The sequence below is a fragment of the Rubrivirga marina genome, from assembly GCF_002283365.1.
Lineage (GTDB): Bacteria > Bacteroidota > Rhodothermia > Rhodothermales > Rubricoccaceae > Rubrivirga > Rubrivirga marina.
Map to the genome: position 1 here is coordinate 561,532 of NZ_MQWD01000001.1, position 21,670 is coordinate 583,201.

15 protein-coding genes and 1 tRNA gene are annotated in these 21,670 nt (G+C 71.9%); 2 read left to right on the forward strand and 14 right to left on the reverse strand.

The window, feature by feature from the left end:
• The first annotated feature begins 14 nt into the window (after positions 1-14).
• A complete protein-coding gene (locus BSZ37_RS21785) occupies positions 15-938 on the forward strand; it encodes a diacylglycerol/lipid kinase family protein (protein WP_179299443.1) in 924 nt (307 codons plus the stop codon).
• 224 nt (positions 939-1,162) lie between these two features.
• On the opposite strand, the gene BSZ37_RS02290 is transcribed toward BSZ37_RS21785, so the two are convergent.
• The 4 genes from BSZ37_RS02290 to BSZ37_RS02305 all read right to left on the reverse strand — a co-directional run bounded on the left by BSZ37_RS02290 (position 1,163) and on the right by BSZ37_RS02305 (position 5,381).
• Positions 1,163-2,134 carry an RsmB/NOP family class I SAM-dependent RNA methyltransferase gene (locus BSZ37_RS02290; protein ID WP_218830367.1) on the reverse strand — a complete coding sequence of 324 codons (972 nt, stop codon included), beginning with the start codon at positions 2,132-2,134 and terminating at the stop codon, positions 1,163-1,165.
• A 183-nt stretch (positions 2,135-2,317) separates the two neighbouring features.
• A complete protein-coding gene (locus tag BSZ37_RS02295) occupies positions 2,318-2,995 on the reverse strand; it encodes an endonuclease V (protein ID WP_095508990.1) in 678 nt (225 codons plus the stop codon).
• Positions 2,996-3,070: 75 nt separating this feature from the next.
• Complete coding sequence (locus BSZ37_RS02300) at positions 3,071-4,978, reverse strand: mechanosensitive ion channel family protein (protein WP_095508991.1); 1,908 nt, start codon at positions 4,976-4,978, stop codon at positions 3,071-3,073.
• A 43-nt stretch (positions 4,979-5,021) separates the two neighbouring features.
• The gene (locus BSZ37_RS02305; protein WP_095508992.1) at positions 5,022-5,381 is read right to left on the reverse strand and encodes a hypothetical protein; all 360 of its coding nucleotides are present in this window, start codon (positions 5,379-5,381) and stop codon (positions 5,022-5,024) included.
• A gap of 415 nt (positions 5,382-5,796) precedes the next feature.
• On the opposite strand from BSZ37_RS02305, the gene BSZ37_RS02310 reads away from it, so the two are divergent.
• A tRNA-Val gene (locus tag BSZ37_RS02310) sits at positions 5,797-5,870 on the forward strand.
• A gap of 430 nt (positions 5,871-6,300) precedes the next feature.
• Here the strand turns inward: BSZ37_RS02310 and BSZ37_RS02315 are convergent.
• The 10 genes from BSZ37_RS02315 to BSZ37_RS02360 form a co-directional block, all read right to left on the reverse strand.
• Positions 6,301-7,074 (reverse strand): DeoR/GlpR family DNA-binding transcription regulator, encoded by a 774-nt coding sequence (locus BSZ37_RS02315; RefSeq protein ID WP_095508993.1) that lies wholly within the window; start codon positions 7,072-7,074, stop codon positions 6,301-6,303.
• 90 nt (positions 7,075-7,164) lie between these two features.
• Positions 7,165-7,872 (reverse strand): MIP/aquaporin family protein, encoded by a 708-nt coding sequence (locus tag BSZ37_RS02320; RefSeq protein WP_095508994.1) that lies wholly within the window; start codon positions 7,870-7,872, stop codon positions 7,165-7,167.
• Positions 7,873-7,896: 24 nt separating this feature from the next.
• Positions 7,897-9,216 (reverse strand): MFS transporter, encoded by a 1,320-nt coding sequence (gene pgtP / locus BSZ37_RS02325; protein ID WP_095508995.1) that lies wholly within the window; start codon positions 9,214-9,216, stop codon positions 7,897-7,899.
• An 18-nt stretch (positions 9,217-9,234) separates the two neighbouring features.
• Complete coding sequence (locus BSZ37_RS22610; protein WP_179299444.1) at positions 9,235-10,887, reverse strand: sialate O-acetylesterase; 1,653 nt, start codon at positions 10,885-10,887, stop codon at positions 9,235-9,237.
• Between the two features lie 5 nt (positions 10,888-10,892).
• On the reverse strand, positions 10,893-12,500 hold the full coding sequence (locus BSZ37_RS02335; RefSeq protein ID WP_095508996.1) for a glycerol-3-phosphate dehydrogenase/oxidase: 1,608 nt from the start codon (positions 12,498-12,500) through the stop codon (positions 10,893-10,895).
• Positions 12,500-13,999 carry a glycerol kinase GlpK gene (gene glpK, locus BSZ37_RS02340; RefSeq protein ID WP_095508997.1) on the reverse strand — a complete coding sequence of 500 codons (1,500 nt, stop codon included), beginning with the start codon at positions 13,997-13,999 and terminating at the stop codon, positions 12,500-12,502. Before glpK ends, BSZ37_RS02335 begins: the two co-directional genes overlap by 1 nt.
• A 10-nt stretch (positions 14,000-14,009) precedes the next feature.
• Complete coding sequence (locus BSZ37_RS02345) at positions 14,010-15,512, reverse strand: hypothetical protein (RefSeq protein ID WP_095508998.1); 1,503 nt, start codon at positions 15,510-15,512, stop codon at positions 14,010-14,012.
• A 30-nt stretch (positions 15,513-15,542) separates the two neighbouring features.
• Positions 15,543-17,510, reverse strand: a complete 1,968-nt coding sequence (locus BSZ37_RS02350) for a LamG-like jellyroll fold domain-containing protein (RefSeq protein ID WP_095508999.1) — start codon at positions 17,508-17,510, stop codon at positions 15,543-15,545.
• Between the two features lie 77 nt (positions 17,511-17,587).
• Positions 17,588-20,566, reverse strand: coding sequence for a lamin tail domain-containing protein (locus tag BSZ37_RS02355; RefSeq protein WP_095509000.1), 2,979 nt, complete (start codon positions 20,564-20,566; stop codon positions 17,588-17,590).
• 38 nt (positions 20,567-20,604) lie between these two features.
• Positions 20,605-21,669 (reverse strand): PorV/PorQ family protein, encoded by a 1,065-nt coding sequence (locus BSZ37_RS02360; protein ID WP_095509001.1) that lies wholly within the window; start codon positions 21,667-21,669, stop codon positions 20,605-20,607.
• Position 21,670: the final 1 nt, after the last annotated feature.

Sequence of the window (21,670 nt, forward strand, 5' to 3'; positions counted from 1 at the left end):
CTGGCCCCCCTCCCATGCTCGTCCTCTACAACTCGAACGCCGGCAGCGCTGCCGAGGCCGACATCGAGGCCCTCCGTTCGGTCCCGGGCGTCGACCTCGTGGACTGCGAGGACCCCGACGACACCATCGACGCGGCGGCCGAGGCGGCCCACTCCGGCATCGACCTCGTGGTGGCCGCCGGCGGCGACGGGACGGTCCACCTCGTGGCGAACGGGCTCATGCGCGCCGGCCCGACCGCCGACACGCGCCCGGCGCTCGGCGTCCTCCCGCTCGGCACCGGCAACGACCTCGCCCGGACGCTCGCGCTCCCGCTCAAGGTCTCGCCCATCGAGGCGCTCGACGCGCTCCGCCACGCCGAGCGCCGCTGCCTCGACCTCATCCGCGTCTCGCACGACGGCGACGACGACCACACCGACTACGCCATCAACGTCTGCGCCGGCGGGTTCTCGGGGGCCGTCGACGAGGTCCTGACGTCGGAGCTGAAGGCGACGTGGGGGCCGCTGGCCTACCTCGTCGGGGCGGTCAAGGCCATGCCGGACCTCGACGCCTACGACACGCAGTTCGCCTGGGACGGCGGGCCGGCCGAGCGGATCGCGGCCTACAACGTGGTCGTGGCGAACGCGCGGACGGCCGGCGGCGGCAAGCCTGTCGCGCCCCGGGCCAACCCCGAAGACGGGCTCCTCGACGTCGTGGTGGTGCGGGCGCAGGCCGACATCGCCCGCCTCGCGGCCCGCGTCCTCGCCGGCGACTACCTCGACGACGAGGACATCGTGTTCAACCGGGTCTCCGAGCTCTACGTCGAATCGACGCCCGGCATGTGGTTCAACGTCGACGGCGAGCTCCGGACCAACGTGCCGGTCACGTTCAAGGCCGTGCCCCAGGCGCTCCGCGTGTGCGTCGGGCCCAAGTATGTGAGAGACGTGGAGGTGCCGTCTTGAGGAGCGAGCGGAGCGGAAACCCACGCACGCGGTAGGCTCACGCGTAACACGCCACGACGTCCCCTCCGGCTCCCACGCGCAGGCCATCGGCCCGCCGGTCGCGCCCGGGTGGATCGGCGCCCCGTGCGGCGTGGCCGTCGAGGCCGATCCGTTCGCCGCCGGGCGTGCCCATCGACACGCCGAGGCTGGGCGGGCCGGCCTCGGCATCGCCGCGGGGCGGCTCGCTACTTGCTGTCGACGGTGCTCCCGCGCTTGGCGATCTTGGCGACGTAGAACCCCTCGAACACGTCGTTCGGGAGCACGCGCCGCGTCAGCTCGAGGGCTTGCGGGAAGTCTCGGCCCTGCCACGACGTGAGCCCGGCCGTGACCTGCTCGGCCACCGGCCCGGACGTCGGGAGCCCCGCGTCGACGATCTCGATCTTGTCGCCGAACGTGTTCAGCATCTTGGCGACGACGGCCTCGTTCTCCTCGGGCGCGAAGGTGCACGTCGAGTAGAGGAGCGTGCCGCCCGGCTTGAGCGCCTGGATGCCGGCCCAGAGGAGCTTGACCTGCTTCGACCGCATCTCGCGGATCTTGCGCGGGCTCCAGTACTCCGTCGTCTCCGGCTCGTGCGTCCGGAAGCGGCCCTCCGTCGAGCACGGCGCGTCGACGAGGACGCGGTCGAACGACTCGGGCTCGCGGCGCCAGTAGACGGCCCCGTTGCCCATCCACGGGAGGACGTTGGTCGCGCCCTGGCGGTAGACGTTGGCCTTCAGCTTGTAGAACCGCGGCCGGGCCTTCTCGACGGCCGTGACCTCGCCCTCCTTGCCGACCATCATCGAGAGCTGGCCGGTCTTGGAGCCCGGCGCGGCGCAGAGGTCGAGCACGCGGTCGCCGACGCGCGGGGCGAGGGCGATCGGCGCGAGCTGCGACGAGACGTTCTGGATGTAGATGTGGCCGTCGGCGTAGGGCCGGGAGGCCAGCAGCGCCGGGCGTCCGTCGGCCGGGACGACATACGCGCCGGGGACGCCCTCGACGGCCGCCATCGGCACGTCCTCGTCCTCCAGCACGGAGAGCACTTCGTCCTCGTCCCGCAGCATCGTGTTGACGTGGAAGCCGGTCGCGGGCGGCTCTTCGAACGAGGCGAGGACGGCCTCGAACCGGCCTTCGGGGACGATCTCGCGGAGGCGGTCGACGAACGGATCGGGGAGCGGCACGAGCAGAGCGGGCGGATGGGAATCGTAGTCTCCCAGAATCGCCGCCCTTCGGGCCGGAAACCGGGAAAACGAGAAGGAGACGTCCGGCTCGTTCCGCTCGTTCAGGAGGACCGAGCGAGACCGCCGCGGGACCGGGCCCGCCCGCCTCGGCGCCGAGGCGGGGACACTCGCGGGGACCTCGGGCTACAGCTCGCCGCGGTAGCTCAGGCGGTGGGCGAGGTGCGTCGGCTGCGGGAGCTTGTACTTGACCGCCAGCCGGAGCGCCAGCCGGCCGGCGTCGCGGAGCGTGACCCGGTGGCCGACCGACACGTAGACCGGCTTCACGCGCTCCCGCGTCCGCAGCGCCACGCCCACCGTCTCTCCCTTGTGGACGAGCGGCGCCCCGCTCCCCTTCGCCTCGCCCAGCTCGCCCTCGACGCGGCCGACCAGGATCGACTTCGCCACGCCGAGCGCGGGCGCGTCCAGCAACACGCCGAGGTGGCACGCCAGCCCGAACCGCCGCGGGTGCGCGCGGCCCTGCGCGTCGAGCATGTAGACGTCGGGCAGCGCGCGGAGCTGCTCCAGCGCCGGCAGGATCGCCGGGACCTCGCGGAAGCTCAGGAGCCCCGGCACGTACGGGAACGGCGTCGGGCCCTCCCAGATCGCCTGGTCCACGACGGCCTTCGCGCGGACGTCGTAGACCACGACGGCCGCCCGGACGCGGTCGTCGCGGACGCTCACGTCGAGCCCGGCGACCGTCCGCACGGCGTCGAAGTCGAGCGGTGCCTCGCGGACGAGCGGCGCCAGCTCGCGCTGGATCGCGACGGCTTCGGTCGGCGAGACGTCCCAGGCGTGGGCGTGGTGAAGGTCGAGAGTGGGCACGGCGATCGGGGCGAGAGCGTCCGCCTCGGCGTCGAGGCGGGCGGACTCGGAACGGGCGACGGCCGCTCGGGTGCCCTACTCGGCCTTGCCCCCGTCCGTGCCGCCCGTCAGGAACCGCGGGAGCTCGACGCCGGGGACCTCGGGGGGCGGATCGGGGTCGGGGGCCGCGTCGGCGCCGTCGGTGTCCGAGACGGGCGCGGTCGCGGCGAGGCGGCCGGCCACGTCGTGGAGCGCGTCGACGTCGGGGACCGTGGAGGGCCCCTCGCGGTACGCCCCGTAGGTCGGGCTGAGGATCTCGATCTCGGCCTCGGCGAACCGGTCCTGGATGTGCTGGTGCATGTCGCTGTACAGCCGCGCCATCCGCGTGACCTCCTTCGTGTAGGCGTTGAGCTGGTAGGCCACGGAGAAGTCGCCGAGCCCGGTCTGGAGCACGAACGGCGGCGGCTCGGCCTCGATGCCCGGCGTGTCGCGGGCCGCCTGCGTGAGCAGCTGGTGGACCGTCGGCCACGGCACGTCGTAGCCGATCGTGACCTCCGTGTGGAGGATCACGCCGCTCCCGTCGCGCGCCATCGCCGAATAGTTGACGATGTGGTTCGAGAGAACGTTGGCGTTGGGGACGGAGATGTCCTCGTTCTTCGTCGTCCGGATCCGCGTGACGAGGAAGCTCTTCTCGACCACGTCGCCGAACGCCTCCCCGATCCGGACGCGGTCGCCGATCCGGAACGCCCGCGTGTACGTCAGCACGATCCCCGCGACCATGTTCGAGATCGCCGTCGACGAGCCCAGCGAGATGAGGAGCCCAAAAAAGACCGTCAGGCCCTGGAAGCCGCGGTTGCTGGCGATCGGTGTGTACGGGTAGATGAGCATGATGCCCATCACGATCAGGATGAACTTGACGATCTTCCGCGTCGGGTCGGCCAGCTCGGCGTGGAACCCCGTCAGTTCGGCCTCGCCGCTGGCGACGCGGGCGAAGAGGTAGTCCGAGATCTGGACCGTCCACCGGATCACGACGACGATCACGAGGATCGCGATGACGTTGTCGATCGACGAGACGAGGACGGCGCCGAGCTGTCGGAGCGGCGTGAGCGCGGCGTCGAGGAGCCCCTCGCCCCACTGCTGCGTCCACGCGAACTGGCTGAAGGCGAACGTCAGGAACGTGTAGACGAGGACGAGCGAGAGCGACAGGCGGAACAGCCCGACCAGCACGCGCCCGAACCGTGAGACCTGGTCCCGCCCGACGACCTCGAGCGTCCCGATCTTGAGCCCGCGGAGGTACTGCCGCCGCATCGCGGCCGTCCGCTGGTCGAGCCAGGCGAACAACCGGCTCAGCAGCCGGAGCGCGACGACGAGCACGGCGAGCGCGATGAGCGAATACGCGAGGCCCCAGAGGACACCCCGGAACGTGGCCTGCTCGCGGTACCGCGCGACGGCCTCGACGATCCGCTCGCGGTACTGCGTCGCAGCGATTGGCCGGCGGAGCCCGAGGGCCTGGGCGTCGTCGTCGGTGACGGTCATCACGATGACGTCGCCGACCTGGAGCGTCGTGAGCGTGTTGCCGTCGACGATGCGGAGCGCCTCGGGGTCGATCTCGCGGCTCTGGGCGAGGTCGCCGAGGCGGGCCGAGAGCCGCGCGGCCCGCTCCTGCGGCCCGAAGTCGCCGAGGCCGCCGTAGATCTGGAAGAGCGTCCTCCCGAGGAGCGTCACGTCCACGCCGTCTCCCAGCGCGTCGGCGACGCTCGCGGTCGTGTCGGAAAGGGCGGCGACGGCGGCCGAGTCGAGTTCGGCGGCGGCGGAGTCGGAGAGCGTCTCGACGGCCGCCCCGCCGACCGTGTCGACCACGGCGGAGTCGGCGACCAGCGCCGAATCGGTGGCGAGCGAGTCGGCGGCCACGGCCGACGTGTCGGCCGACGTGTCGGCCGGCTGGGACGCAGCGACGGGCGCCGCGAGAAGCGCGATCAGGACGAGGCGGAGGACGAGCGGCACGGCGGTGACGTGGGGCAGTCCCCTACGATACCGCCAACCGTGGTCAGCCCGTAGCGCACCACACGAGCCCGACCGGGACCCCGTCTGCGAGGTCGGCGCCGGCGGCCCGGAACGCCGCCGCGTCCGGCACCCCCTCCTCGACCCACGCGTTCTCGACGCCGTCGCAGGCGAGGGCGAGCATGACGCGCTGAGCCGCCGTGAGCGACCGCTCGCGGAGGTGGTGCCGCTGTCCCGGCTCGCCGCTGTCGCGAACCGTCACGAGCACCCACGAACCCCGGCCCGCACCCGCCGGGCGGAGCGCGTCGACCAGGAACCGAGTCTCGTCGCCGAGCGGGACGAACGAGCAGGGCGACGTCGCGTAGGCGCCGGAGACCGTCCCGGCGTCGTCGATGGCGCGGGCCACAGCGTCCGCCCCTCCACTGGGGCGGGGGGGCGACGCGAAAGGAGACTGGACGCTCAGGGCGAGCATAGGGCGGGGTCCGGGGGGTGCCGCCGAGGCTCCAAAGCATGTGCCAGCCCCACGCCTCATCCTCCGATGGGTCCCTCCGGCAGAGCGGGGGCGATGGCATAACGGGTTTCGGTGCTGGGTTTGTCACGGGAGCCCCCCCTCGCCGTGGCCAGTGAACGCCGACGGGGCTCGCTCGCTCGCTCGCCATGAGGTGGGCGAGGATGCCCGCCCCCGTTCCGGATTCGTAATCCGCCGCCCAGGTGTGCAGAACCTTCCGTTCGCCTTCACACGGTCCGCGCCCGCGCACCTTGCTCGGCGTCGGCGACGCGCGGTATGTTGGGCGCCCTCCCGACGGCCGCATGCCGTGCGAGGGCTCTTAGCTCAGTTGGTTAGAGCGCATCGTTGACATCGATGAGGTCACTGGTTCGAATCCAGTAGAGCCCACCCACCCTCCCCGCAAGTCGTTGCGGCGAGGGCCTTTCGCTTTTCAGGGGTAACCACAACACAGGTACCACGGTCGCGAGGCCCGCCCCTCATGACCTCGTCTGCTCACTCTGTGGTGGTGGCTTCGGAGCCCGCCCCATTCAGCGATCGCGACACCCCGCCTTCCCAAATCGCCGGGGGGACCGCGTATCAGAGTAGGGTTTCAGATCGGAGTCCCCCCCCGCCCTGGCCCGGAGTGCTCGATGACCGGAGTGACGACAGTCCTCACCTCGCTGCCCACCAGGACGAGCTTGGCCGTGCTCGCAATGTCCTCGGCTCCCAGCGGCTCGAGGGCCTCCTTTGGAAAGTCCTTGAGGTTGAACGTGAGGCCAATCTCGGCGCCCGCCGTGTAGTCGCGCCCCCGCTGGCGACCGTCGCCGGCGAGACGCCATTAGACGACGGTGACGGTGATGCCGGACTCCTCCATCTGGGAGACCATGCCGGCCGGGATCGCCTCGCTCGTGATCACCTGGTGGACCTGCTCGGTGCCGCACATCCGGCCGAAGCTGCGGAGTCCGAACTTCGAGGCGTCCGCCACGACGATGACCTGCTCGGCCGCCTCGATCATGCGCGTGTTGAGGTGCGCCTCCAACGCGCTCGACGTCGTCAGGCCATACTGCAGGTCGAACCCGTCGACCCCGAGGAACAGCTTGCGGCACGAGAACTGGCCGAGCACCATCTCCGCGATCGGGCCCGCCACCGAGGTCGAGGTGTGACGAACGACTCCGCCGAGCATGTGGACTTCGATGCCAGGGACGCCGGTCAGCTCTAGGGCCACGTTCATCGCGTTCGTGACGACGCTCAACCCTACCCGGTCCCTGAGCCGGCCGAGTTGGGCGGCCACCTGACGCACGGTCGTCCCCGAGGCGAGGATGACGCGGTCGTGGTCGTCGATGAGCGCCGCTGCCGCCGCGCCGATCTTCCGCTTCTCCTCGGCGTGCTGCTCCGCCTTCTCCGCAACCGGCCGGTCCCGGACGATGAGGCTCCGCGTCGTCGCGCCCCCGTGCGTCCGCTGGAGGAGGTTCTGCTCTTCGAGGAAGCTCAGGTCACGCCGGACCGTCACGTCCGACACGTCGAGGACCTCACTGAGCCCGGACACCGTCACGAACCCCTGGTCTTTTAGCGTCTGAAGAATGTGGTTGTGCCGTTCAGCCGGGAGTTGCATGTTGCGGTATGATGTGACCACCTCGTACGGACCCCGCGGGTCCCGTAGGTACGTGTCTCGAAACGGGTTCCGCGCAGCGCCGTTCCGGCCCTAACCGAGCAGCAGGTACAGCAGGCCAGCCAGCCCACCGCCGATCAACGGGCCGAGAATCGGGACGGCGCTGTAGCCCCAGTCGCTCGGCCCCTTGCCCGGAATCGGGAGCAGGGCGTGCACGATCCGTGGCCCCAGGTCACGAGCCGGATTGATGGCGTAGCCTGTGGTCCCGCCGAGGGCGAGACCGATCACGAGTACGACGAGGGCGACCGGCAGCGCGTCGAGCGCGCCCAGGCCCACCTCGGGCGCCGCGAGGAACAGGACGGCGAAGACGAGAACGAACGTCCCGATGACCTCGGAGGCCAGGTTGTCGGGCACCGAACGGATGGCCGGACCGGTCGCGAAGACGGCCAGCTTGGCGCCGGGGTCGTCGGTCTCGGCGAAGTGGAGCCGGTAGTGGACCCACACGAGCGCCGCGCCGAGCATCGCCCCGAGGAGCTGCGCCAGGAGGTACATCGGCACCAGCGCCCACTCGAACTTGCCGGCCACCGCCAGCCCGACCGTCACGGCCGGGTTGAGGTGCGCCCCGCTGGCGGCGGCGACGGTGAACACGGCCACGAACACGGCCATCGCCCACCCGAGCGTGATGACGATCCAGCCGCTGGCCTCGCCCTTCGTGCCGCGGAGCACGACGTTGGCGACGACGCCGTCGCCCAGGAGGAGGAGCAGGGCCGTCCCGATGAGTTCGCCGAGGAAGGGGGTCATGGCGCTGGGGGAGGGAGGGGAGGGTCAGCCGCGGGGGCGGAGCCGGACGGTGAAGGCGAGGAGGAGGATGCCGATGAGCGTCGCGCCCAAGATGGAGTACAGCGCGGCGTCCCACGAGTGGTACTCGGCGAGGTACCCGATCCCCTTGCCCTGGATCATCCGGCCGATGTAGCCGAAGAGCCCGACGAACCCGGCCGCTGTGCCGACGGCCTTCTTCGAGGTGAAGTCGAGGGCGGCCACGCCGAGCAACATGACGGGCGGGTAGATGAAGAAGCCGATCACCGCCAGGAGCGCCATGTCGATCCACAGCGCGCCCTCCGGCACCAACATGATCCCGGCAAAGGCGAGGAAGACGGGGATCATGCACAGGAAGCTGACCAGCCCGCGCCGGCCGCCGAGGCGGTCGGACACCCAGCCCATCAGGATCGTGCTGGCGATCCCCGAGAACTCGAGGACGAAGATGCCGAACCCGCCGCCCTCGACGCTGGCCCCCTTCACCTCGGCGAGGTACGTCGGCCCCCAGTCGAGCATGCTGTAGCGGGCCACGTACACGAACAGGTTGGCGATGGCGACGAGCCAGATGAGCGGGTTCGTGAGGACGTAGTCGACGAACAGCTCGCGGAAACTGAGCTCCCGTTCGTGGTCTTCCTTCTCATCCGGCGGGAAGTCGTCCTTGTACTCCTCGATGGGCGGCAGGCCCTCCGACTGGGGCGTGTCGCGGAGCCGCCAGAACAGGTACACGGCGCCGACGAGCGCCAGCACGCCGGGCACAAAGAACGCGTACTGCCAGCCCCCAAACGTCGTGATGCTGTAGGCCGCGATCAGGCCGATGAGGCCGCCGCCGATGTTGTGGGCCACGTTCCACACGCCGAACACCGAGCCCCGCTCGCGCACGCTGTACCAGTGGCCGAGCGACCGGCCGCACGGCGGCCACCCCATCCCCTGCACGAACCCGTTGAGGGTCCACAGCAGGAGGTGGACCGAGTACGAGTCCACCCAACCGAAGGCGAAGTTGCAGACGGCGCTCAGCAAGAGCCCCGCCGGCATGAAGTAGCGCGGGTTGCTCCGGTCGGAGAGCGACCCCATCAGGAACTTGCCCAGGCCGTAGGCGATCGCCGTGACGGCGAAGATGTTGCCGATGTCGTCCTTCGAGTACAGCAGCGCCTCCCCCATCGTGTCCGCCGCCACCGCGAGGTTGTTGCGGACGAGGTAGAAGGTGGCGTACCCGATGAAGGTGGCCTCCAGGATCTGCCATCGCATCTTGGGATACTTCCGCTGGACCTCGTCCTCGGGGAGGCGAGGCGCGGGGGGCGCGGGGGCGAACAGCGTGCGGAGCGAGGGCATGAGACGGGCGTGCGGGGGCTAGCGGCCGACGGCGGCGAGCGCGCGGTCCGGGTAGTCGGAGATGAGGCCGTCGACGCCGAGGTCGACGAGCGCGCGCATGGCGGCCTCGTCGTTGACCGTCCACGGGATGACCTGGACGCCCCGCCGGTGGGCCTCCGCCACGAGCGCCGCGTCGACGAGGCGCTGGTGCGGGCTGTAGATGTCCGGCGTGAAGCTGAGCCGGTCGAGGTTCGCCGCCAGCCCGTCGTCGTTGTCGACGAGGAGGGCCATCGTGACCGTCGGGTCGATGGCGTGCGTGGCCTCGAGGGCGCGCGGGTCGAACGACTGGACGGTCGTCCGGCCGAGCACGCCGTGGCCCGCGAGCACGTCGTAGAGCGCGCGGGCGTAGGCCGGCGGGCGCGGCGTGAACACGCTGTCGCGGGCCGGGCTCGACTTGATCTCGATGTTGTAGCGGACCGGCCCGAGCGCGTCCGGGCGCGGGTGCGCCTCGGCCAGGTCGAGGACTTGGGACAGGAGCGGCTTGACGGTCGGCATCGCCTCCTGGTCGGGGAAGCGCGGGTTGCCCCGGCGGCCGCAGTCGAACTGCGCGATCTCGGCGTACGTCATGTGTCCGAGGCTGTAGGCGTCCTCCTCGTGCTCCGGGATCGCCGTGCCGTCCGGCCGCGAACAGATCTCGGCGTTGAACCACGGCTCGTGCGAGAGGAGCACCTGGCCGTCGGCCGAGACGGCCACGTCCATCTCCAGCGTCGTCACGCCGAGGTCGAGGGCGCGTTGCATCGCCGGGAGGCTGTTCTCGGGGAGCAGGCCCCGCGCGCCGCGGTGCCCCTGAACGTCGAGGCCGGGCGCCGGGCCGAGGAGGCCGGCCATGGCCGCCGCGAACCGGCCGCCGATGGCCCGGTAGCTCGGCGCGTCGTAGTGGACCCGGTCGACCAGCGACAGGTCATCGGTCGTGATCATCCGGACGTGCGGGAGGTCGACGCTGGCCTGCTGGGCCTGGACCGTCTCCCAGTTCACGTAGCGGTCGGGCGCCGTGTGCGGCCCGATCTGCGCGAACACGACGGGCAAGCGCGGCTGGCCGAGGTCGCGCCGGAGGTCGTGGACGTAGCGCGTAAAGTGGCGGGCCCAGGTGTCGGGGCGGAGCGGGAATCCGTGGAGCGTCTCGCGGTCGTTCGTGTCGCTCTCGCCCTGGAAAAAGAGGACGCCGGCGACCCGGCCCATCGGCTCGGCGGCGCGGACGCGCTTGAGGCACGAGCCGTAGAGCGAGGCGTCGTCGACGCTGGTGTGCCACTCCTCGATGATGGTGGCGCCCTTGGCGCACGGGATCAGCCCGATGACGAGGCCCGGGTAGCGGGCCTTGAGCGAGTCGGCGAAGGCGCGCGACGGGCCGAAGCCGGCGGCCGCGTCCAGCGAGACGGCGTCGACCTGGCCCTCCGGCGAGTCGACCGGCTCGACGGCGGCCCGCCAGCGGCCGTCGTTGCCGAAGACGTAGACCGACGGGTCGATGGCCTGGGTCTCGGGCAGCGGCGCGCGGCCCGACATGTTCGACTGGCCGGCGAGCACGAACAGCGCCAGCCGCCCGACGTGCGCCGAGTCGACGCCGACGGCGGGCTGGGCCGCGACGGGCGCGAGGCCGGCGGCGGCGAGGAGGAGGAGGAGACGGAGGCGGACCATGGAGGTCAGGCAGCGATGGGTTCGGTGGTGGAGGGCACGTCACCGACGACATAGCCGCGGGCGATCTCGACGAAGGCCTCGACCTGGCCGGCCTCCCACTCTTTGTCATGGCCGAGCTCGGCGGCCAGGAGCGCCGCGACCTCCGGAGCGGCCTCGATGCTGGCGCGCGCGTCGAGCAGGAGCGCCCGTGTGCGGCGGGCCAGCACGTCGTCAACGGTCCGCGCCAGCTCGTGGCGGGCCGCCCACGTCACCATGGCCCGGCAGTAGGGGAGGCCGGGGTGGAGGGGCTCGACGCCGCCGGGCATCTCGTCCGCCAACTGCCGGAGCGCGGGCGCGTCGTCCCCGTAGACGGTGAGGGCGGGGTCAGTGGGCGGGCCGCTGAGCCAGCCGTGGAGCCGGCGGTGCATCGTGACCGCCGGCCGCCGCTCCAGCCCGGCCGTCTTGGCCGCGGCGTCGACGGCGTCCTCGCCCATCTTCCGATACGTCGTCCACTTGCCGCCGGCGATCGTCACGAGGCCGGAGTCCGAGACGGTCAGCCAGTGGTCGCGCGAGATCGAGGCGGTCCGCTTCCCGCCGCCCTCGCTGACGAGCGGGCGGAGGCCGGCGAACGTGCTGAGCACGTCGGCCTCGGTGGGCTGGCGGGTGAGGTAGCGGCCGGCGTGCTCGAGGAGGAACGCGACCTCGTCGTCGAGCGGCACCGGCTCGAGGTCGATCCGATCGACCGGCGTGTCCGTCGTCCCCACGACCACGCGGCCGTGCCACGGGACGGCGAACAGGACGCGGCCGTCGTCGGTGTGCGGGAGCATCAGCGCCGAGTCGCCCGGCAGGAAGTCGCGGTCGAGCACGAGGTGGACCCCCTGGCTCGGCCGGATCACCGGCGCGGCGGCCGGGTCGTCCATGCGTCGGACCCCGTCCGTGAACACGCCCGTCGCGTTGACCACGACGCGCGCGAGGACCTCGTGCGCGTCCCCCGTCTCCATGTCCTCCGCCACGACGCCCCGCACCTTCCCCTCCTGCTTCATCAGGCGCGTGACGCGCATGTAGTTGAGCGGCACCCCGCCGAGATCGGCCACGGTCTGCGCGAGGTTGACCGCGAGGCGGCTGTCGTCGAACTGGCCGTCGTGGTAGAGCACGCCGCCCCGGAGCCCGTCGGGGTTGACGGTCGGGAGGTGGGCCAGCGTCTCGGCCGCCGAGAGCAGGCGCGACCGGCCGAACCCGAGCTTGCCGGCCAGCCAGTCGTAGAGCTTCAGCCCGACCCCGTAGTAGGCCCGCTCCCAGCGCTTGTAGCACGGGACCACGAACGGCTGGTCGTGAACGAGGTGCGGGGCGTTGCGGATAAGGTGGCCGCGCTCGCGGAGCGCGTCGAGCACGAGCCGGACATCGCCCTGCTGGAGGTACCGCACGCCGCCGTGGACGAGCTTCGTCGACCGGCTCGAGGTGCCCTTCCCGAAGTCGCTCGCTTCGAGGAGCAGGGTCGAGTAGCCGCGCGCCGCGGCGTCGACGGCCGTCCCGAGGCCGGTGGCCCCGCCGCCGACGACGACGACGTCCCAGTAGCCGGGGGTCTCCCGGAGCCGGTCGAGGAGCGCGGGGCGTGTCGGGGGGTCGAGGGGCATCACGCGGAGTCGGCTGTCGCCCAGCCCCGGGCGCGGTCGAGCGCGCGGGTCCAGGCGTCGGTGAGGGCGGCGCGCTGGTCCTCGCCCATGGCCGGCTCGAAGCGGCGGTCCACCTGCCACTGGGCGGCGATCTCGCCCAGCCCGTCCCAGAACCCGACGGCGAGGCCGGCGAGGTAGGCCGCGCCGAGCGCCGTCGTCTCGGTCACCGTCGGGCGGACGACCGGCACGCCCAGGAGGTCGGCCTGGAACTGCATGAGGAGGTCGTTGGCCGTGGCGCCCCCATCGACGCGGAGCTCCGCCAGCTCGAGGCCGGCGTCCGACGTCATGGCGCGGAGCACGTCGGCCGTCTGGTAGGCGATGCTCTCGAGGGCCGCGCGGGCGATGTGCCCGGCCGTGCTTCCGCGCGTGAGGCCCACCATCGTGCCGCGCGCGTACGGATCCCAGTGCGGCGCGCCGAGCCCGGTGAACGCCGGCACGAGGTACACGCCGCCGTTGTCGTCCACGCGGCTCGCGAGGTTCTCGACCTCGGCCGACGAGCGGATGATGCCGAGCCCATCGCGGAGCCACTGGACGACCGCGCCGGCCACGAAGATGCTCCCCTCCAGCGCGTACTCGAGCCGGCCGTCCCGCTTCCAGGCGACCGTGCTGACGAGGTTGTTCTGCGACGCCACGGGCGTGCCGCCCGTGTTCATCAGCATGAAGCAGCCCGTGCCGTAGGTGTTCTTGACCATGCCCGGCTCGGTGCAGACCTGCCCGAAGAGCGCGGCCTGCTGGTCGCCGCCGATGCCCGCGATCGGGATCTTGTGGGCGAGCACCGTCCCGGCCGTCTCGGCGTAGACCTCGCTGGAGGCGCAGATCTCGGGGAGCATCGAGCGCGGGACGTCGAAGATCTCCAGCAGGTCGTCGTCCCAGTCGCCGGTGTGGAGGTTGCAGAGGAGCGTCCGGCTCGCGTTCGTCGCGTCGGTGACGTGGCGGGCGCCGTCGGTCATCTTCCAGACGAGCCAGCTGTCGACGGTCCCGAAGGCGAGGTGGCCCGCCTCGGCCGCCTCGCGGGCCCCGTCGACGTGGTCGAGGACCCAGCGGATCTTGGTGGCCGAGAAGTAGGCGTCGAGGACGAGGCCCGTCTTCTCGCGGAGCGTGCCCTCGTGGCCGGCCTCGCGGAGCCGGTCGCAGAAGCCGGCCGTCCGGCGGTCCTGCCAGACGATGGCGTTGTGGACCGGCTGGCCCGTCCGGCGGTCCCAGACGATGGTCGTCTCGCGCTGGTTGGTGATGCCGATGGCGGCGACGTCGGCGCCCGAGATGCCGGCGCGGGTCAGGACCTCGGCGGCCATGCCGGCCTGGGTCGACCAGATCTCGTTCGGGTCGTGCTCGACCCACCCGGGCTGCGGGAAGTGCTGCGTGAACTCGCGCTGGGCGACGCCACAGACCGTCCCGGCGTGGTCGAAGAGCAGGGCGCGAGAACTCGTCGTCCCCTGATCGAGAGCGAGGATGTACGGCATGGCCGGGGGCTTACCAGGCGGGGTCAGCGATGGGATAGAGCGGCCGGCCGGTGTGGGCCTTGTAGAGCATGACGGGCAGGCCGGGCGTCACCACGTCGTCGGGCACGGCCGCCGCCAGCGCCTCGGCGTCGACCGCCACGGGGTAGCGCTCGCGGAGCGCGGCGACGACGCGGGGGAGCGAGCCGCGGGCCTTCGCCCGACGGGCGTCGGCGCGGACTTCGGCTGCGAGGGCCTCCGAGCCCAGGCCGAGGCCGTCGTAGTAGGCCTCGTGGCGCTGGCGGTACGCGGCGACGTCGGCGTCGCTGACGGTCGTCGTGTCGGCGACGTAGTCCACCATGGCCTGGTAGACCCACTTGTCGCGCCAGCGCCGGAGGTCGGCCGCCACCTCGGGCATCTCGTCCCAGCCCTGCGCGCGGGCCTGCCGCGTGAACGCCTCGTCGCGCAGCGTCAGGCCAACGGCGTCGTAGAGGCTGCCCTGGAACGCGTCGCGGCTGTCGGTCGAGAGCGGGTATCGCCGCGACGGGTACCGGCGGAGGAGGTCGCCCGCCGTGAGCTCGCCGTCGACCGTGGTCGCCACGACGTCGCCGAGGCGGGCGCGGACGGCGTCGGCCGCGGGGCTCGGGTCGGTGGCGAGGGCCGAGGCGAGCGAGAGCGGCGGCGCGGCGAGCGTGGGCACCCACTCCCAGAGCGCGTCGGTGAGGGCCCGGAAGGCGCCCCCCTTGAGGGTGAGGCCCACCGGCTCCATGCGGCCCGTGACGTACTCGCGGGCGAGCGCCTTGGCCCGCTGCTGCTCGAGCGTCTGCCGGGCGCGGGTGCGCGCCTCGGCGTCGAGGCCGACCGGCTCGCGCTGCACGTCGGCGACCTCCACCACGAGGTACTGCCCGCCGGCCGCGATCGGCGCCGACGGCGTGCCCACCGGCAGGTCGCGGATGGCGTCGAGGACCGGCGCCGGCAGCTCGGCCGGGCTCAGGAACGGCGTCACGAAGTCCTCGGGCTGGAGCTCGACGTCCGCACGGGCGGCCAGCTGGCGGGCGAGCGCGGCGTCGAAGCCCTCCGCCTCGGCCGTCGCGCGGACCGACCGGGCCTCGTCCAGCGTCCCCGCCGGGATGTAGCGGAGGCGGACGCGGACGGCGTCCTCCTGAAGCACCTGCTGAACTTCGGCGTCGCTCACCGACACCCGGCGGTTGACCTCCCGCTCGAACACCTGCTCCACGAGCAGCTCGTCTTCGAGGTCGGCGAGCTGACCCCGGACGGCGGCCGTCGTGTCGAGGCGGAGCCGGTAGCCCTCCTGCGCGAGGAGCGCCTCGGCGACCATGTGGTCGAGGTAGGCCCGGCGCGGGTCCGGCCCCCGTTTGAGATGCGGGAAGCCCAGTTCGAAGCTCCGCGCGAAGTCCGCCGCGAGGATCGCCTCCTCCCCCACCGTCGCCACGACAAGCGCGTCGGGCGACGGATCGGGTGCCCCACACGCGGCGGCCCAGACCGTGGCGGCCAGCACCGCGAGCCGGGCACCCATCGGGAAGCGGGGCCTGCGGTCCGCCACCACCTACCGGGCCCGGGTGATCGGCCGCGCCACGCGGCCCTCCTCGGTCTCCACCACCACGACGTAGACCCCCGCGGCGTGCGCCGTCGAGTCCCACACGACGTCGGTCGATCCGGCCGGAGCCGGGCCGTCGAACAGCGTGGCGACCTCGCGGCCCAGCACGTCCTGGACACGGAGCCGAACGGTCCCCGCGCGGGCGAGGTCAAGGGTCAGCGTGGTCCGCCCACGAAACGGGTTGGGCGCCGCGCCGAGGCGGACCCGCCCGCCCGCCGGTTCGTCGGCGCGTCGGGTCCCGAACGAAACGCCCAGGACGGCCTCCGATGGGAGGCTGTAGACGAAGGGGTAGAAGACCGGCCACGCGCTGCTGCTCCGCTGGTAGTAGTCGGCGCCGGACTCCGAGTTGGTCCAGAGCGTGCCGTCGGGGAAGAACGAGAGGTCCTCGATCCCGTACGGGACCGTGATCGTGCTGTCGATCTCGGGCTCGGACCACCGCTGGAGCGCCTCCCGCCGGACGCGGAGGATCTCGGCCTCGCCCCGGCTCTGGCTCCGGTTCCGCGAGAAGAAGACGTAGGTCTGCCCCTCCACGTCGAACAGGTCCACGCCCTGCACGCTTCGCGGGAGCGCGTAGATGGCCGGATCGCCCCCGCTCGGGCGGCCGTCGGCGCCCAGCGGGTAGCCGTAGAGGTACGGCGCCTCCGTGCCCGACGGGCGCCAATCGCCGACCCACAACGTGTCGCGGAAGGCCGAGACGAACGAGGCCCGGCCGTACACCGAGATCGTCCCCGTCGGGTCCGCCGCGAGGTCGACGTAGGGCGACGCCTCCGGGTCGTACGGCGGCAGCGGGTACCGCTCCAGCGTGCTCGACGACGACACGTAGATCGCCCCGTCGACGTAGGCGATGCCACCGGCGTGGGAGAATTCGAGCTCGCCCATGAGCCGGAACGTCCGGCGGACGTGGCCCGTCTCGGCGTCCATCTCGACCACCATCGACCGCCGCTGGCCCGTGATCCCACTCCGGGTCAGGTGGTAGTACGAGAGGTAGACGAGCGACGCCTCGTCCGAGACGTGGGTGGCCGTCCCCTGCGGGACGAACTCGTCGTTGACGTACGGCACGTAGAACCGGTGGCGCACCGTGGACTGGTTGTCCCGGATCCGCTGGTCCATCGGCATCAGCCCCTCCGACAGCGGGTAGTCGTGGTAGTCCGGCAGCCCGAGGTAGGGACCGCCGTCGAACGGGACCGACGAGGTGAGGTACGCCTCGTCGGCGACGTAGTCGCGGACCGTCGCGGCGAGGAGCTGGCCGCTCAGGCGGCCCGTCATCGTGTAGCTCTCCGGCGTCCCGGCCGCCTCGGTGCCAACGAAGAAGGGGCGGGAGATCGGGAAGGGCGACGGGATGGCCATCGCCTGCGACTGCGAGCCCGCTGCCACGCCATCGACGTACAGGCCGAGGGACAGCGTCTGGGTCCCGATGTCGAACCCGACCGTCGCGGCCACCCAGACCGGCGCCCCCGGAGCCACGTCCGCGGAGGCGTCGAGGCGGAGGGTCTGGCCGGCCGCGCGGACCTCGAAGAACGGCCGCGCGTCGTCGAGACCGAGCGTGAACGTGCCCTCGCCCGAGATCTGGTTCGAGACGAGGACGGTCCGGCCGGTGGTGGCGGTCAGGACCACCCACGCCTCCGCCGTCAGACGGGGGCCGAACGGCTGCGACAGGGTCTCGGCGACGTCGCTTCGGAGCGTCGAGCCCGGGGCTTCGAACTCGGCCGCCAGGGGGGCCTGGAGGCCCCAGCCCCCCGGCCCGCGGGCCGGGAGGTCGCGGGCCGCGAGGTACGGGCCCTCCTCGATCCCGCTGGCGACGACGTCCGTCGAGAGCGCCGCGCGCCCCGGCAGGTACCGGAACACGATGTCCGCCGCTCGCGAGCCCGGCGAGGCCAGGAGCACGGCGAGAGTGAGAAGCGCCAGGCGGACAGTCATCGATCGGTGGGAGAAGCGAAGACGCCGACGGCCGGCCGTCCCTGGCCGCCGGCGTCACGAGCGTCGGCCGCGAGGGCCTACCGCACGATCACCATCTGCTGGACGAGGCGCACGTCGCCCGTCTGCAGCACGTAGAAGTAGACGCCGCTGGCGAAGGCGCTGCCGTCGAGCCGGAGCGTGTGCGTGCCGGCCGGGACGTCGCCATCGACGAGGGTGGCGACACGCTGCCCGAGCACGTTGTACATGTGCATCTGGACGTCGGCCGTGTGCGGCGCGTTGAACCGGATCGTGGTCTCGCCCCCGAACGGGTTCGGGAAGTTCTGGTCGAGCGAGAACTCCGGCCCGTGCTCGCCGTCGTGCTCGACGTCCGTGATGAGCTCGATGTCGACCCACTGCGGCGCGGACTCGGGGTCCGGGTTCCCCTCGGCGTCGAACCCACCGAGCGTGCCGGTGAACCCGTTGCCGGTGGCGTCGGCCGCCACGGTGCCCGAGCCCTCGTCGAAGTGCCAGAGCGCGATCGTGAACGGGTCCGGCTCGAACGGCGCCGTCGGCAGCTCGAAGTCCGCCTGGTAACGGTCGACGGCCGAGAAGCGGACCTCGTCGATGGTCCCGCGGAAGCTCTCGTAGCGGCTGTTCCAGAGGTCCTCGTTGCCGCCGCCGATGGCGATCTGCTGGGTCCCGCCGGCGAGCGGCATCGTCGAGTCGACCTCGTCGACGAGCTTGCCGTCGAGGAACAGGCGCATCTTGCCCTCGGTCGTGTTCCACGTGGCGGCGAGGTGGTACCACCGCGGGTAGAACGTCTCGTTGAGGTCCTCGCTCGTGAACGTGCTCACGGTCTCGGTGCCGTCCTGCATGAAGAAGTCGATCCGCCCCTCGCCGCGCGGGAAGCCGATGCCGAGGTCTCCGGCGTTGTTGCCGCTGAGGTTCTTCGTGAACAGGTAGGTCCAGTCCGGCGGGTGCGTGTTCGCGGTGAGCACGGAGTCGGGCTTGAACCACATCTCGATGGTGCCGCGGTTGAGCGTCGGCGGGAGGAGCGTGGCGGCGTCGCGGATCTCGACGCGGTCGCGCTCGAAGGCCAGGAAGTGGAGGGCGTCGCCGGTGCCCCACGGGTGGGCGACGTCGACGAAGTCGCCGATCCGGCTGAGGCCGTTGGTCGTCTGGGCCGGCGAGTAGGGCAGTTCCGAGACGTCGGCGTGGACGGCGAAGGGGTCGAGGACGACCGTGTTGCCGTCGGCGTCGCGCGTGATGGAGCTGCCGGTCATGTGGGCCGAAGCGGCCGTGCTCTGGGGGAACTCCCAGGAGGCGCCGGTCGGCTCCGTGCCCGCCTCGAACCCGTAGGCGACGAAGGCGTCGTAGGCGTCGTCCGGCGAGCGGAGGACGGCGACGTCGCCCGAGGCGGCCAGCCCGTCCCCGAGCGTGCCCGAGGCGGCGAAGGCGCGGGTCATCGTCGCGTCGGCGTTGTAGCCCGGCACGTTCGAGACGTCGCCGCCGCCGAAGACGGCCACGAAGCTCAGCGGGGCCAGCGAGTAGCCGTCGGGGAACGTGAACGTCGTCCCGCTGGCGTCGCCGACGGAGAAGCCGGAGAGGTCGACCGGCATCACGTCGCTCGTGTTGACGAGCTCGATGAACTGGTCCTCCAGGGCGTCGACGGTGCCGTCGCCGTTGGCGTCGGTCGTGGCGTCGGCGAACACCTCGTTGATGACGACGGTGATCGGGGGCTGCGGCGGGGGCAGCATGGTGCCGCCGCCGATCGTCGTGCCCGGCGAGAACGCGGCGTCGCTCACCGTGAGGTGCTGGACGAAGGGGTCGGCGGTGTTCGTGTTGCCGTCCGGGAACCGCGTGACCGAGTTGTCCCCGCCCGCGTTGGCGACCGTGTTGATCTCGAACTCGAAGGTGGTCCCGGCGGGGTAGCTGCCCTCGGCCGGGCCGCCGGAGCCGGAGAGCGTCCCGTAGGCGAAGTACGTGTCGTTCGACCCGTCGTCGGAGAGCAGCAGGATGATGTCGCCGCCGTTGGCGAACCCGTTCCCGATCGTCCCGAGGTGGGTGCTGTCGGCGATGAAGGCGCGCGTCTGGAGCGGGTCGGCGTCGTAGCCCGGCACGTTCGAGACGTCGCCGCCGCCGAAGACCGTGACGATGGCGCGCGACGGGAGGACGTAGCCCTGCGGGAACGTGAACGTCACGCTGTTCTCGTCGTCGCCGAGCGTCCAGCCCGAGAGGTCGACGGGGTCGTCGCTCACGTTCGCCAGCTCGATGAACTCGTCGGCCGACGAGCTCCGCTCGCCGTCGCCGTTGGCGTCGCCCTCGATGACGTCGGGCGTCGAGGTGTCGTCCGTGGGCGGGTCGGCCAGGACCTCGTTGATGACGATGGTCGGCGGCGGGGAGACGCGGGTGGCCTGGAGGTCGCCGTCGAGCGTCGTGCCCGGCGAGAAGGGCGTCGTGCGGACGTCCGTGTGCTTGACCCACGGGTCGGCCGCGTAGACGTCGCCGTCCGGGCTCCGCGTCACCGCGACGTCCTCGGCCGCGGCGACGGCCACGTCGATGGCGTACTCGAACGTGACGTCGGCGAGCTCGCCGCCCGTCGGGGCGCCCTCGCCGGCGCGCGAGCCGTAGCTCACGTAGGTGTCGGCGCTGCCGTCCGGCGACAGGAGCACGATCGTCTCGCCGCCGTTGGCCAGCCCGTTCCCGACGCTGTCCCCCGGCGCGAACACGCGCGTCCGCGTCGGGTCGGCATCGTAGCCGGGCACGTTCGAGACGTCGCCGCCGCCGAAGACCACCACGAACTCGAGCGGTGCCAGCTGGTAGCCGTCGGGGAACGTGAAGTTGACCCGCTCGTCGTCGCCGAGGCGCCAGCCCGTCAGGTCCAGCGTGTCCCGGCCGACGTTGAGGAGCTCGACGAACTCGTCGTCCTGCGCGGACCGCTCGCCGTCGCTGTTGGCGTCGCCGGTGGCCACGTCGGACCCGGGGTCGGCCAGGAACTCGTTGATGATGAGCGACTGGCTATGAGCGCTGGACGCACTCACGACCAGCGCGAGGAGGAGGAGGTACCACTTGTGCATGGCTCAGGGGTGTTCGCGAGAAGGGGACGAGTCGAGAGTCAGCGGCTGATGCTGACGGTAAAGCGGTGGGTATCGTTGAGGACGCCCCACTGGGCGTAGGCGTAGTCGGCCGAGAGGCGGATCCCGCCGACCACCCGCCGCTGGACGCCGGCCCCGAGGGAGAACCGGCCCGTGCGGTCCTCCTGGAACAGCGCCAGCGCGCCGCCCCGGAGCGAGAGCGTGTCCCAGAAGGTGTATTCGGCCCCGACGTTGACCGCCTCGCTGTTGTCGGAGGGGTGGAGCAGGTCGGTGGCCAGGACCACCTTGTGCATGTCGCCAAAGGACTGCTCGTAGCCCACGCCGAAGCGGAAGTAGAGCGGGAGGCTGTAGGCGTCGGTGTCGAGCCGGACGTTGAGCTGGTCGTTGCTCGCGTTGCCCGGGTCGTCGTCGTAGGGCCGGAGGAGGTCGCGGCCGTCGAGCTGGAGGTCGCCGCCGAAGTTGCTGATGCTCGCGGCGAGGTTGAGGCCGGGAAGCTTGGTCCGGTAGCGGATCCCCATGTCGACGGCAAACGACGAGGCGGTCTCGTTCCAGAGGCGCTCGTGGACGTACTTGCCCGTGAGCCCGGCCGAGAACCGGTCCGTGAGCGCGACGCCGTAGGTCAGGCCCAGCGCGAGGTCCGAGGCGCTGTAGAACTCGCCGGTGCCCTCGGGCTGCCCGACCGTCCGCACCGGGCTCTCGTCGACCATCTGGAAGCTGAGGACGCTCAGGCCGACCGCCGAGCCGGCGGAGACCGGGAGGACGGCGGCCACGTAGTCGAGCTGCGTGTCCGCCAGCCAGTCGGTGTGGTCGAAGGCGACGTGGGCCGTCCCGCCCATCCGCGCCACCGCGGCGGGGTTCCAGAACAGGGCCGTGGCGTCGTCGGCGACGACGGTCCCGGCGTTGCCCATCGCCTGCACCCGCGCGCCGACGCCGATCTGGAGGAACGCGGCCGCGCTGGTGCCCGCGTTCGTCACGCCGTCGACGTAGCCGGGCGGCTCGTCCACTTCCTGGCCCGAGGCCGGCGCGGTCGCGAGGACCACCGCCAGGGCGCAGAGCGCCAGCCGTCGCAGGGGGGGGTGCGTCATG

Bases quoted from the DNA above. Each gene is read 5' to 3' on its own strand.
- BSZ37_RS02315 (WP_095508993.1), bottom strand. From the start codon at position 7,074: ATGCAACTCCCGGCTGAACGGCACAACCACATTCTTCAGACGCTAAAA.
- BSZ37_RS02360 (WP_095509001.1), bottom strand. From the start codon at position 21,669: ATGACGCACCCCCCCCTGCGACGGCTGGCGCTCTGCGCCCTGGCGGTG.
- BSZ37_RS22610 (WP_179299444.1), bottom strand. From the start codon at position 10,887: ATGGTCCGCCTCCGTCTCCTCCTCCTCCTCGCCGCCGCCGGCCTCGCG.
- BSZ37_RS02355 (WP_095509000.1), bottom strand. From the start codon at position 20,566: ATGCACAAGTGGTACCTCCTCCTCCTCGCGCTGGTCGTGAGTGCGTCC.
- glpK (WP_095508997.1), bottom strand. From the start codon at position 13,999: ATGCCGTACATCCTCGCTCTCGATCAGGGGACGACGAGTTCTCGCGCC.
- BSZ37_RS02345 (WP_095508998.1), bottom strand. From the start codon at position 15,512: ATGGGTGCCCGGCTCGCGGTGCTGGCCGCCACGGTCTGGGCCGCCGCG.
- BSZ37_RS02320 (WP_095508994.1), bottom strand. From the start codon at position 7,872: ATGACCCCCTTCCTCGGCGAACTCATCGGGACGGCCCTGCTCCTCCTC.
- pgtP (WP_095508995.1), bottom strand. From the start codon at position 9,216: ATGCCCTCGCTCCGCACGCTGTTCGCCCCCGCGCCCCCCGCGCCTCGC.
- BSZ37_RS02350 (WP_095508999.1), bottom strand. From the start codon at position 17,510: ATGACTGTCCGCCTGGCGCTTCTCACTCTCGCCGTGCTCCTGGCCTCG.
- BSZ37_RS02335 (WP_095508996.1), bottom strand. From the start codon at position 12,500: ATGCCCCTCGACCCCCCGACACGCCCCGCGCTCCTCGACCGGCTCCGG.
- BSZ37_RS21785 (WP_179299443.1), top strand. From the start codon at position 15: ATGCTCGTCCTCTACAACTCGAACGCCGGCAGCGCTGCCGAGGCCGAC.